Annotated in this window: 10 protein-coding genes and 1 pseudogene; 6 read left to right on the top strand and 5 right to left on the bottom strand. The window is 46.4% G+C overall.

Annotated elements, in window-relative coordinates; translation table 11 throughout:
• Positions 1-1142: 1142 nt before the first annotated feature.
• The 4 genes and pseudogenes from QUA23_RS26445 to QUA23_RS26430 form a co-directional block, all read right to left on the bottom strand.
• Positions 1143-2219: pseudogene (locus QUA23_RS26445) on the bottom strand (ABC transporter ATP-binding protein); the annotation flags it as partial.
• A 396-nt stretch (positions 2220-2615) separates the two neighbouring features.
• Complete coding sequence (locus QUA23_RS26440) at positions 2616-4259, bottom strand: trypsin-like peptidase domain-containing protein (RefSeq protein ID WP_333078786.1); 1644 nt, start codon at positions 4257-4259, stop codon at positions 2616-2618.
• A 161-nt stretch (positions 4260-4420) separates the two neighbouring features.
• Entirely contained in the window at positions 4421-4627 is a 207-nt protein-coding gene (locus tag QUA23_RS26435; RefSeq protein WP_333078785.1) for a hypothetical protein, read from the bottom strand.
• Positions 4628-4810: 183 nt separating this feature from the next.
• Positions 4811-5509, bottom strand: coding sequence for a pirin family protein (locus QUA23_RS26430; protein ID WP_333042696.1), 699 nt, complete (start codon positions 5507-5509; stop codon positions 4811-4813).
• Between the two features lie 116 nt (positions 5510-5625).
• Here QUA23_RS26430 and QUA23_RS26425 point away from each other — a divergent pair, with 116 nt between their 5' ends.
• Together QUA23_RS26425 and QUA23_RS26420 are read left to right on the top strand one after the other, a co-directional pair.
• On the top strand, positions 5626-5964 hold the full coding sequence (locus tag QUA23_RS26425; protein WP_333078784.1) for a helix-turn-helix domain-containing protein: 339 nt from the start codon (positions 5626-5628) through the stop codon (positions 5962-5964).
• 71 nt (positions 5965-6035) lie between these two features.
• A complete protein-coding gene (locus QUA23_RS26420) occupies positions 6036-6434 on the top strand; it encodes a DUF4112 domain-containing protein (RefSeq protein ID WP_190737102.1) in 399 nt (132 codons plus the stop codon).
• Between the two features lie 200 nt (positions 6435-6634).
• On the opposite strand, the gene QUA23_RS26415 is transcribed toward QUA23_RS26420, so the two are convergent.
• Positions 6635-7657, bottom strand: a complete 1023-nt coding sequence (locus QUA23_RS26415; protein WP_333078783.1) for a low specificity L-threonine aldolase — start codon at positions 7655-7657, stop codon at positions 6635-6637.
• A gap of 82 nt (positions 7658-7739) precedes the next feature.
• Here QUA23_RS26415 and QUA23_RS26410 point away from each other — a divergent pair, with 82 nt between their 5' ends.
• The 4 genes from QUA23_RS26410 to QUA23_RS26395 all read left to right on the top strand — a co-directional run bounded on the left by QUA23_RS26410 (position 7740) and on the right by QUA23_RS26395 (position 11365).
• Complete coding sequence (locus QUA23_RS26410) at positions 7740-7952, top strand: DUF2997 domain-containing protein (protein ID WP_333078782.1); 213 nt, start codon at positions 7740-7742, stop codon at positions 7950-7952.
• A gap of 11 nt (positions 7953-7963) precedes the next feature.
• The gene (locus tag QUA23_RS26405) at positions 7964-8746 is read left to right on the top strand and encodes an XRE family transcriptional regulator (protein ID WP_333078781.1); all 783 of its coding nucleotides are present in this window, start codon (positions 7964-7966) and stop codon (positions 8744-8746) included.
• A 20-nt stretch (positions 8747-8766) separates the two neighbouring features.
• Positions 8767-10398 carry an Hsp70 family protein gene (locus QUA23_RS26400; RefSeq protein ID WP_333078780.1) on the top strand — a complete coding sequence of 544 codons (1632 nt, stop codon included), beginning with the start codon at positions 8767-8769 and terminating at the stop codon, positions 10396-10398.
• 109 nt (positions 10399-10507) lie between these two features.
• Positions 10508-11365 carry a bifunctional class I SAM-dependent methyltransferase/HIT family protein gene (locus tag QUA23_RS26395; protein ID WP_333078779.1) on the top strand — a complete coding sequence of 286 codons (858 nt, stop codon included), beginning with the start codon at positions 10508-10510 and terminating at the stop codon, positions 11363-11365.
• Positions 11366-11387: the final 22 nt, after the last annotated feature.

Genomic DNA, 11387 nt, shown 5'->3' with positions numbered 1-11387 from the left:
TCTGGTTGAGAAGGCTCGCTCAACTTTGGTGTTTCTGAAACTTCGAGATTTTCGACAATCGGTTCTGGTTGAGAAGGCTCGCTCAACTTTGGTGTTTCTGAAACTTCGAGATTTTCGACAATCGGTTCTGGTTGAGAAGGTTGGCTCAACTTTGGTGTTTCTGAAACTTCGAGATTTCCGACAATCGGTTCTGGTTGAGAAGGTTGGCTCGACTTTGGTGTTTCTGAAACTTCGAGATTTTCGACAATCGGTTCTGGTTGAGAAGGTTGGCTCGACTTTGGTGTTTCTGTAATTGGTTCGGATTCTGGTTGAGAATAGTCGATCGACTCTACGGTTTCTACAACTTGCAGATTTTCGACTATCGGTTCTGGTTGAGAATAGTCGATCGACTCTACGGTTTGTGAAACTTCTAGATTTTCGAGTATCGGTTCTGTTTCATGATGCTCGATCGACTCTTGCCTTTCGACAACTGGTTCAGATTCTGACTGAGGATGCTCGATCGACTCTACGGTTTCTACAACTTGCAGATTTTCGACTATCGGTTCTGGTTGAGAATGCTCGATCGACTCTACGGTTTCTACAACTGGTTCCGATGCTGGTTCATGATGCTCGATCGACTCTACGGTTTCTGAAACAACGGGCAGATTTTCGACAATCGGTTCTGGTTGAGGATGCTCGATCGACTCTACGGTTTCTACAACTGGTTCGGATTCTGGTGGAGAAGGTTCGATCGGGAGTCTCTCACTTTTGTAAAAAACATTTTTTACAAAAGTGAGCATCCTGCTTGCTTGTTGAGATATCTGTAGCGAGTAAGATGATCTGGTTCCTGTGACACCCAAACTGAGATGCTTTCCTTTTATCGGCTGTACGGTTTCTACAACTGGTTCGGATTCTGGTTGAGGATGCTCGAGCGACTCTACTGTTTCTGAAACAACGGGCACATTTTCGACTATCGGTTCTGGTTGAGAATAGTCGAGCGACTCTACTGTTTCTGAAACAACGGGCACATTTTCGACTATCGGTTCTGGTTGAGAATAATAGTCGAGCGACTCTACTGTTTCTGAAACAACGGGCACATTTTCGACTATCGGTTCTGGTTGAAGATGCTCGATCGACTCTACTGTTTCTGAAACAACGGGCAGATTTTCGACTATCGGTTGCGATTCGGATTGATGAGAATCCGCGATCGAGTCTTGAGTTGTTGCCGCTTCTTGCAGATTTCGATCGACCTCCGGTTCGCTATGAACCAGATTTTCTTCCGGTTTCTTTTCAGCCGCTGTCAGCCTTAAAAACACATCTTCCAGAGTAGCGCGAGAGCGACGCATTTCGCACAGTCCAAATCCAGAGGCGACGATAGCTGTAGCAATTTCTCGTCCGGGTTCTATGTCGGATTCGCACAATGCCCGCAGGCGGTAGCGACCCACTAAAAATTGATTGCTTGGAATCAATTCGACCGATCGAACTCCCCGCAAGTTTTCCAAAGAAGGCAACAGCAGACTGTTTACCAAATCCCCCTCGCCTTCAACTTCGAGTTCGTAGCCCTCTCCGGCGGCCAACTCTCCCATCAAATTTTCGGGACTACCCGCAGCGACGATTTTTCCGCGATTGATGATGGTGACGCGGTTGCAAGTCATGCTGACTTCCGGCAGAATGTGCGTGGAAAGGATGATTGTGTGCTGGCCGCCAAGACTTTTGATTAAATTGCGGACTTCGATGATTTGTCGGGGGTCGAGACCCACGGTTGGTTCGTCTAAGATAATTACCGGGGGATCGTGGACGATCGCCTGCGCGATACCGACGCGCTGCCGAAATCCTTTAGAAAGTTTGCGGATTAAAACTTTGCGTTTATCAACCAGGCCGCAGCGTTCGATCGCGGAGGTAACTCGTCGCGCGCGATCGCCCGCAGGTACTTGCTTAATCCTGGCCACAAAAAACAGAAACCCTTCCACAGTCATTTCAGGATACAGTGGCGGGTTTTCCGGCAGATAGCCGATGCGCTGTCTGACTCCCATTGAGTTTTCGTGAACGTCGAGGCCGGCGATGCGGGCCGTACCGCTGGATGCTGGCAAGTATCCCGACAAAATCCGCATGGTTGTGGTTTTCCCAGCGCCGTTTGGTCCCAAAAACCCCAGAATTTCTCCTGATTCGACCGAAAAAGACACGTCCGCGATCGCTGCGGTCGAACCGTAAGTTTTGCTTAAGTGTTCTACTTCAATCATTTGTCAGAAGTCACGCGATTTTAGATTTTAGATTTTAGATTTACTTTGCCAACCACAGGCGGGACGCCTGTTCCACGAAGTTGAGAGTCCCGCCCGATCGGCGGGTCGATCGAATTTATGGCGAAATTTTTAATTTGATTTTGTCTTCCAGTGTAGTCTGGCAAGAACCAAATCTATCATAAGGGTCGATCGGACTTTGAAACAAAATGCTACGTAGTAGGGTGCGGCGCCCGGAAATGATTAGCAGATGTACATCGAATCGCTACCAACTGACGCACCCTACCAGTAGAGTCCGTGCCTAACCGAACCCTCAACTAGCTGCCTTCGCTACAGACGCGGGGCTGTTTCTAGGTTGAGTAGCGCCTAACGCGCCTTCGCGGTTCGTTCAAAAAAATCTCAACTCCTTTTCCAAATCTTGATTTCCCCCAACCAACCCGCACTAACAATAGTCTTGCCATCTGCACTAATCGCCACAGCGCTAACGTAGCCAGAATGACCGCTCAAATTACCTCTCAATTCGCCCGATCGCACATCCCAAAGTCTCACACTCTTATCCCAACTGCCACTAACCAAAGTAGTGCCATCCCGACTGAAAGCCACCGACCAAACTCCGTCAGTATGCCCGCTTAAACGCCGAATTAACTGCCCATTTCCGGCATTCCACAACCCAACAGTGCCATTGCTGTTTCCCGCCGCTAAACTTTTGCCGTCGGGAGTAAAAGCTAGCGACAAAACAGCCAAGTTTTTGCCGCCAATCGTGCGAATTGCTTGACCGCTAGCTAAATTCCAGAACCTAATTGAACCGTCTTTGCTGCCGCTAGCTAAAGTTTTGTTGTCGGGACTGATTGCAACAGCATTCACTAACCCAGAATGCCCGGTCAAAGTCCGCAGCAACTCTCCTGTTTTCCCATTCCAAATCTTAATCGTTTTGTCCCAACTGCCACTCGCTACAAATTGACCGTCGGCACTAACGGCAACGCTCGAAACAGCATTGGAATGCCCGCTCAAAGTGCGTACAACCGCGCCAGTTTCTAAATTCCAAATTTTCACAGTTTTGTCGTCGCTGCCGCTAGCTAACACCTTGCCATCGGCACTCGCGGCCAGTGCGTTTACTGCTTCCGCGTGTCCTTGCAGCGTAGTTTTTAATTGCCCGCTGGGGAAATTCCAAACTGAGATTGTGCCGTTGCTATTTCCTGTAGTAAAATAAGCTGAAGCTAGGGCAAGGGAACTGACAACTTCCGAAGGCCCTTTGAGGGTATTTGTGGCAGCAAAGGCGATCGCACTTGCGGGCGTGCGGGGCGGATTATTCGCCGGAGTTTTCGGGTTTCCGGCAGTAGGAGATTGGGGAACTACGGGCAGCGAAATAGTCGATCGCCATTTCATGAAAGTATTAATTTCTATTCCCGCAGCCACGATTTTATCGGAGTTTTCCTCTAACCTGACAATGCCGTTAATTGCGACAACTCGCCCCGCGTCATCGAGCACTGGGCCGCCGCTCATTCCCGCTCTCACTAAGTTATTGTATACCAAAGTATAACCGTTCCAAGGAGTTTGGCGGCCGGTAAGCTGACCTTCCGTAGCGATGAAAATCGGCTGTCTGAGAGAACCGCCGGATATCGGCCAGCCCGCCACATAAGCCTTGTTTCCCTTAGTTGCTGCGGAATTGGCTAATTGAGCCAGGGGGTAGCTTTGAGTGCTGCTGAAGGGCACGACGGCTAAATCCATTCCTGGCACTCGCCGCACCAGGCTATAGTATACAGAGTGAGTTTTGCCGTCGGGAGTTACCACCTCGTAATCGCCAGCTTTATCGACAACGTGCCAGTTTGTGAGAATATAGTATGTGCTGCCTTGTTTCTCTAAAATTACTCCTGAACCGCCTTTTGTCCCCTGGATGCGAACAGTAATTTGTTGGGCAACGGTTTTAACTTTGTCGGCGGTTAATGCGAGGGCAATTTGAGGTGATGTCAGTGGGATGAGGGCGATCGAACTCAGGGCGATCGTAGCACTCAAAATAGCCGGAATTGTTCTGCTGTAATTCATTATTGTGTAAATTTAACATACCCACATATCAACTGACGGATAACTTTTCCGGTTTGTAGCAGATTCACGGTTGACAACGCCAAAACGCCTGCGCGATCGAACTTTCGACATTCGCACAAGCTTAAAAATATTTGACACAGCCCTCTGGCTAGCAGAAAAATTTAGAATCGGGAACCGCACCTAGCCTCAACAATAGCCACTGGCTGATCTCTATTTTTTTCTCGGCAAATCAGAATTTGAGCCAAACGCTGCTCGGAATAATACCCATTAGCCATCCAGCCGAGGGGTGCGCCTGCGATCGCGCCGACTGCTAAACCAGTGATCAGGCTCCAAATAAGATGCTTTCTGGCGATCGGGTTTTGTTGCATAAAAATTTATCCTAAAGACTTATCCCTTACCAGAAGTACCATAAATAAAATTTACTGTCTTCCTCCTATTTACTTATTTCCTAAGTAGTAACCCACCCTCAGTAGGGTGGGCAATGCGCACATTATCCATCACTAAGTAGGGTGCGAATTACGCACATTACTTAGTATATAGGCTGCCCAATTTTATGCTAAATCAAACAGCAATATTTCAGCATCTGCCGCCGCTTCAATCACCACCTCAGACTCGCCGCTAACCGCTGCAGCGTCGCCATTTTTCAAAGGTAAACCGTTGAGCAAAATCGAGCCGCGAGCAACTTGCACCCAAGCGTGGCGATTCGGCTGCAAAGCATGAGAAACCCGCGAGTCTTTATCCAAAACAGCCGCATACAAATCCACATCTTGATGCACTTTCACAGCACCATCTCTCGCATCTCGTGCCGCCACTAAGCGCAGTTTTCCGCGTCTTTCTGCTAGGGGAAACTCCCGCTGTTCGTAACTCGGCTGCAAGCCTTTTGTATCGGGTAACAGCCAGATTTGCAGCAAATGAACCGGGTCTGTTTGCGAGTTATTGAACTCGCTGTGCTGGATACCCGTACCTGCACTCATCCGCTGTACTTCACCGGGTTTAATCACTGCACCAGTACCCAAACTGTCCTTGTGTTCTAATGCTCCTTCTAATACATAAGTAATGATTTCCATGTCGCTGTGCCCGTGAGTGCCGAAACCTCTGCTGGGGCTAACGACATCCTCATTAATTACGCGCAAAGAGCGAAAATTCATATAATTTGGATCGTAATAGCCGGCAAAAGAAAATGTATGGTAACTGTCTAGCCAACCGTGATTTGCGTGTCCTCTTGCTTCACTTTTTCTAACGGTAATCATCTTCTGAATCCTCAGTGAAATTTATCGGGTATTTTTTTGATGTTTTTATTTTAAACCTAGTCAAGCTATTATGGATAGTACGCACTTAAAAGTGCGGTACTTACCAAAAAAATACTATGCAAGTTCAAGAAGTAAAGGTCGATCGAGCAAATTGCCCTGTAGAACGCACTCTAGATGTGATTGGTGGGCGCTGGAAAGTCTTGATTCTGCGGGAGTTGTTTCAAGGAGTGAAGCGCTTTAACGAGCTGCAACGAGCTGTCAACGGCATTACTCAGAAGATGCTGACGCAGCAACTGCGGGAAATGGAGTCAGACGCGATCGTTCACCGGGAAATTTACCTGCAAGTGCCGCCAAAAGTTGAATATTCGCTAACGCCTTTGGGCGAGAGTCTCAAACCGATTATTAATGCCATGCACGAATGGGGAATTCAGCATATTAGCGAAGATGGAAAATGAGCGGTTTCTAGATGTTTTTTTTCCGTCTTCCGACAGATTTCAAATTTTCAACCTAGTTCAACAATAATAATATGAACAACATAGAGCGTCTCGCCACCCTCAACCGCATCCGCAAACTCAGCCGCCTGATGGATACCGCCATTGGCATCCCCGGCACCAAATTTCGCATCGGCTTAGACCCCATTATCGGTTTAGTTCCGGGTGCTGGGGATATCGTAGATACCGCGTTTTCCGCCTACCTAATTTATTTAGCAACTCGATTCAACATTCCCCAAAAAACTCTAGGGAAAATGATTTACAATATCGGTCTAGAAGCCGTCGTTGGTTCAGTACCTTTAGTAGGAGATATCTTCGATGCTTTTTATAAATCAAACATGAGGAATCTGGCGCTTTTAGAAGCACACCTCGAAGAAGCGGAACCAGAACTAGCCGCAGTTGCCGAACCTGTTCCTCAATCTATTAAATTGTAGGTACGAATTTCACAAACAATAATTGTAAATAACCAACAATCTCTCAAGCCCGCCCCCATCAAACGAAAAATCCGAATGTAGATTTTCCGCATTCGATTCAAATTTAATGTTGATGTGGATTATCTGTTGTGGGGGGCGGGTTTATCTAGATTGTTGGTACTCGTCAGATATTATTCGTAAAACTCGCCCTTACGAAATAATCACCGATGTCGTTTAGCCGCTTCCACCAAAGCAATAACATCTTCTTCTCTAGTATTAAAAGCCGTTACCAGTCTAACAGTACATTCATCCCAGCGATAAAACAGAAAACCCTCAGCTAAAAGCGATGTAATTACCGATTCTGAAAGTTGAATAAAAATCTCGTTGGCTTCAACCCGATGGCAAAACTTCGCTCCCTCAACTCCCGCTAAACCTTGGGCTAATTTAGCTGCCATATTATTTGCATGAGCCGCACTCTTCAGCCACAAATCATCCGTTATATACGCTTCCAACTGCGCCGACAAAAACCGCATTTTCGAGAAAAGATGCCCGCTGCGCTTGCGGTAAAAAGGGAAAGTCTTTGCTAATTCTTGATTAAAAAAAACCACAGCTTCCGCACCCATCGCACCGTTTTTTGTAGCTCCAAATGAGAGAATATCCACACCGGCGCGCCAAGTGACATCAGCCGGAGAACAGCCCAAACTGACAACAGCATTGGCAAAGCGAGCTCCATCCATGTGCAGGTGCAAATTGTGAGCGCGAACTACTTCCGAAATCTGGGAAATTTCTGCTGGATTGTAGACTGTGCCGGCTTCCGTTGCTTGAGTGATGCTGACGGCTGCGGGCTGTACATGGTGGACGACACCTGCACCAGCGCGATCGAGTATTTTTCCTAAAGTTTCTGCCTCTATTTTACCATGATTTCCTGTTACTGTCACTAACTTTGCACCGCCTGTAAAAAACTCCGGCGCGCCGCATTCATCCACATTAATATGAGATGCTGCGTGACAGTAAACAGCGCCGTAAGGAGGAGTAACAACTGCAAGGGCCAGAGCATTAGCAGCAGAACCAGTTGCTACCGGAAAAACAGTCACCGATGTCTCGAACAAATCCGAAAATTTAACTTGCAAACGCTGTGTATATTCATCATCTCCGTAAGACATCACAGCACCGGAATTAGCCGCTGCAATCGCTGCCATAATTTCCGGCGAAACCCCGGTTGCATTGTCGCTACAAAAATTCATTAGAATAATTGGTAAATAGAATCTATAATATAACTCAACACTCAACAGTCAACAGTCAAGCATTCAACCAAGAGGAAGAATTATGGCAGAATACCGCCAAATAGAATACCGCATCGGCAAAGACGGCAAAATTACCGAAACCGTCCTTAACGCCAGCGGTTCGAGTTGCACCGAAACCACCGCCGGGATAGAAAAAGCCCTCGGAGAAGTAGAATCTCAAGACTTGCTGCCAGAATACTACCAAGGCGAAGAAAATTTGGTCGTTGAACAAACGCAGACTTTAAAACAAGTTTAGAAGAGTTAAAGATGTTTGAGTTCCTGGGTGCAACAGTTGATGTAACAACAGTGCCTGCCTTCAGCTTCGCGCTGGCTGTCGGGGGCATTTTTCTCATTTTAGTCTACCTTTATGCTGCATCTGAGGCGGGAGATGCGATCGAGTTTAAGTACGATAAAATTCTGCGGGAACGCATGAATCAGCTAGACATTCTCGATTGGCAAGACTTAGGCGAAAAAGCAGGCTTAAGTCGCTTTGGAGTGCGCTTAGTGCGACAGGGAGACGTGGGAAAACTCACGGTAGACCAACTGAGACGGTTGGCAACAGTGCTGAATTTGAATTTTCAAGAGTTCGATCGCACTTTGCTCGCACTGCCAATATCGGGTAAAATCACCACTGATCCCAGCGAAATAGAAGAATTGAGGCAGCAGTGTTTCCGGCTGCGATCGGAATTGCAGCAGCAAAAAGCTCAACTAACTGCCGATTTTCGCCGCGCTACCTTTGAACAGTTGCAAACTTTGTTGACCAACTATCCCGCCGCCCGCAAAATGGCAGAAGCCAAGCCGGATATGCCCGCCAGAAATCTCTCAGCTTTGTTTACTCCCTTAGAAAATCTCTTGTCAAGTTGGGATTTTGAAATGATTGGTTCTGCGTGGGAACAAACTGCTTACAATCCGCAGTTGCACCAGCCGGATGTTGAGGATATAACCGAAGGAGAATTAGTTTATATTCGGTTTGTCGGCTATCGAGAGGGAGAGCGAATTCTTACTCCTGCTAAAGTTAGTCGTACCCTTCCAGCGGGAATAAAAAATTAAATTTTAAATTATAAATCAACATGACTACAGTTGCCATTGACTTCGGCACCAGCAATACGGTTGTCTGCATTCTTAACCCGGATACGCAAACACCAGAAACTTTGCGGTTGGGCGAGATGTCCCGCATTTTTAAAACGAAGAATTTGAGCGGAGATATTCGAGAAATATCTGTAGTGCCGACTTTAGTCTTTGTGAAAAATGCCGGAGAGTTGGTGCTGGGAGAAAAAGTGCGATCGCAGCGTTTGGGGCAATCCCAGCCAGACCGCTTTTTCAAAGCTTTTAAACGCAATTTAGCTGCCGACTTTCAGCCGCCGCCCCGCAATATCGACGGCGACACCTACACAGCCGAATCAGTAGCAGAACAGTTTATTAAGACTATTTGGAAACAATTATATTTACACAATATACAGCCAGACAAAGTAATTTTTACAGTACCCGTCGGAGCATTTGAGCGATATCTAGATTGGTTTCGCGACTTACGAGAAAGTTTGGGAGTTGCGGAAGTTCAGGTAATAGATGAATCCACAGCCGCCGCCCTGGGATATGCAGTACAACGCCCCGGCTCTCTAGTTTTAGTAGTTGATTTTGGTGGCGGAACTTTAGATTTAAGTTTAGTTCGCACTGCTGTAACCCCCTCCTTACCCCCCCTTAGCAACGCGGGGACAAATCTCGCTCCCCCCCTTGACAAGGGGGGGCTGGGGGGGGTGCGTGCCGAAGTGTTGGCAAAATCCGATGCTTATGTAGGCGGCGAAGATATTGACATCTGGATTGTCGAAGATTATTTGCGGCAAATTGGTTCGTCGCGGGCAGAAGTCGGCCCAGTTGGCTGGCAAAATTTACTAGAAATAGCGGAAAAATTAAAAATTCAACTTTCTCAAGTTAATGAGGCGAAGGAAAGTTGGTTGGACGATGAAAATTTTATGTCTTACGACTTGCAGCTAAACCGAGAGAAGCTTGAGGAAATTCTGGAATCTAGGCAGTTGTTAGAACAGTTGCGAGAAAGTTTAGATGAAGTGCTGAGCATTGCAATGGGAAAAGGTATCGCCAAAGCAGATATAGAACAGGTTTTGCTGGTAGGAGGAACTTCTCTAATTCCGGCTGTATCTAATTTAGTGGTTTCGTATTTTGGGCGGCAAAAAGTCAAAGCTGACAAGCCGTTTGAAGCGGTGGCGCACGGTGCTTTAGCCTTGACACAATTAGCGACTGTTGACGATTATTTGCGCCACAGCTATGCAATTCGCCTATGGGAACCTTATGCTAAAGCTTATGCTTATTCGCCGATATTTAGCAAGGAAATGAAGTATCCCTGTCAAAGTTCCGAAGAGTTGACGCTGCAAGTGGCAATTGAAGGGCAAAGGGAAATTCGGTTAGATATTGGGGAAGTTGCGGAGGTATCCCAAGCGGAGGTTATTTTTAACGAAAAAGGGCAAATGACGAGCAGTTTGCTCAACAAAAAAACTGATTTTCGGTCTCTGGAAAGCCACCACCAGCAGGTTTGCGTAGCGCATTTGAATCCGCCCGGGGTATTGGGAATTGACAGGATTTCGGTGAGTTTTGAGGTGGATGAGAGGCGGGTTTTGTTGGCGACTGTGCGGGATTTGGTGACTGGTAAGGTGTTGGTGGAAAAAGGGGCGATCGCCAAACTGCAATAATGGTAAAATTTTTAGATAACATTCGTATCTGGAAATTACTACTCCACAAACTCTCGTCTGGATGGTGCGCTGACTGAAGAATATCGCTTTAAATCAAATTTATGCCGCCATGAAAAAGCAACAAAATAAATTCAGCCACCTGACGGCAATCGAAAGAATTTATCTGTCCTTTCCAGCAAGATTTTTATTAGATAAAAACTTGCTGCAAGGCAAAGTCTTAGATTTTGGGTGCGGCTTGGGCAGCGATGTTAGATTGTTGCAGCAAAAAGGCTTCGATATTACGGGTTATGACCCTTATTATTTCCCGGAATTCCCCGAAGATAAATTCGACACAATCATTTGCTTTTATGTTTTGAATGTTTTGTTTCCCGAAGAACAAGCTAATGTCCTGATGGAAGTGTCGCACCTGTTGAAACCGGGAGGCAATGCGTATTTTGCGGTGAGAAGGGATATCAAAAAAGAAGGCTTTCGAGAACATTATGTCCACAAAAAACCTACATATCAGTGTATTGTCAAACTTCCCTTTAAGCCACTTCACCTAGATGAGTCTTGCGAAATTTACAAATACGTCCATTACAACCATCAAAGAAATTCTACTAATAACTGCATATTCTGCAATCCGTATAAAAACCTAACTTTGCTAACTGAATCAGCAACAGCTTATGCGATGTTTGACGGTTATCCCGCCAGCAAAGGTCATGTTTTAATCATCCCCAAGCGTCACGTTGCAAATTATTTTGAACTGCCTTTTCGAGAGCAATCGGCTTGCTGGTTTATGGCTAATAAGGTACAAGAGATGTTAAGTAAAGAATTTCAGCCTGACGGGTTTAATGTGGGAATCAATATTAATAAACAGGCTGGTCAAAGTCGCAGTCACGCGGCTATTCATGTTATCCCGCGTTATAAGGGCGATGCGGCTGGGAATAAAGGCGGAATTAGGTATGTGATTCCCAAGAGTGAAAAATAAAAGTTAGCCAATTGTGAAAGGA

The sequence above is a fragment of the Microcoleus sp. Pol1C5 genome (genome assembly GCF_036701115.1).
Lineage (GTDB): Bacteria > Cyanobacteriota > Cyanobacteriia > Cyanobacteriales > Microcoleaceae > Microcoleus.
The sequence above is the reverse complement of the archived record's forward strand: the minus strand, read 5'-3'. Positions and strand labels throughout refer to the sequence as shown.

Excerpts from the sequence above, each read along its gene's own strand:
- QUA23_RS26440 (WP_333078786.1), bottom strand. The coding sequence starts at position 4,259 with ATGAATTACAGCAGAACAATTCCGGCTATTTTGAGTGCTACGATCGCC.
- QUA23_RS26435 (WP_333078785.1), bottom strand. The coding sequence starts at position 4,627 with ATGCAACAAAACCCGATCGCCAGAAAGCATCTTATTTGGAGCCTGATC.
- QUA23_RS26430 (WP_333042696.1), bottom strand. The coding sequence starts at position 5,509 with ATGATTACCGTTAGAAAAAGTGAAGCAAGAGGACACGCAAATCACGGT.
- QUA23_RS26425 (WP_333078784.1), top strand. The coding sequence starts at position 5,626 with ATGCAAGTTCAAGAAGTAAAGGTCGATCGAGCAAATTGCCCTGTAGAA.
- QUA23_RS26420 (WP_190737102.1), top strand. The coding sequence starts at position 6,036 with ATGAACAACATAGAGCGTCTCGCCACCCTCAACCGCATCCGCAAACTC.
- QUA23_RS26415 (WP_333078783.1), bottom strand. The coding sequence starts at position 7,657 with ATGAATTTTTGTAGCGACAATGCAACCGGGGTTTCGCCGGAAATTATG.
- QUA23_RS26410 (WP_333078782.1), top strand. The coding sequence starts at position 7,740 with ATGGCAGAATACCGCCAAATAGAATACCGCATCGGCAAAGACGGCAAA.
- QUA23_RS26405 (WP_333078781.1), top strand. The coding sequence starts at position 7,964 with ATGTTTGAGTTCCTGGGTGCAACAGTTGATGTAACAACAGTGCCTGCC.
- QUA23_RS26400 (WP_333078780.1), top strand. The coding sequence starts at position 8,767 with ATGACTACAGTTGCCATTGACTTCGGCACCAGCAATACGGTTGTCTGC.
- QUA23_RS26395 (WP_333078779.1), top strand. The coding sequence starts at position 10,508 with ATGAAAAAGCAACAAAATAAATTCAGCCACCTGACGGCAATCGAAAGA.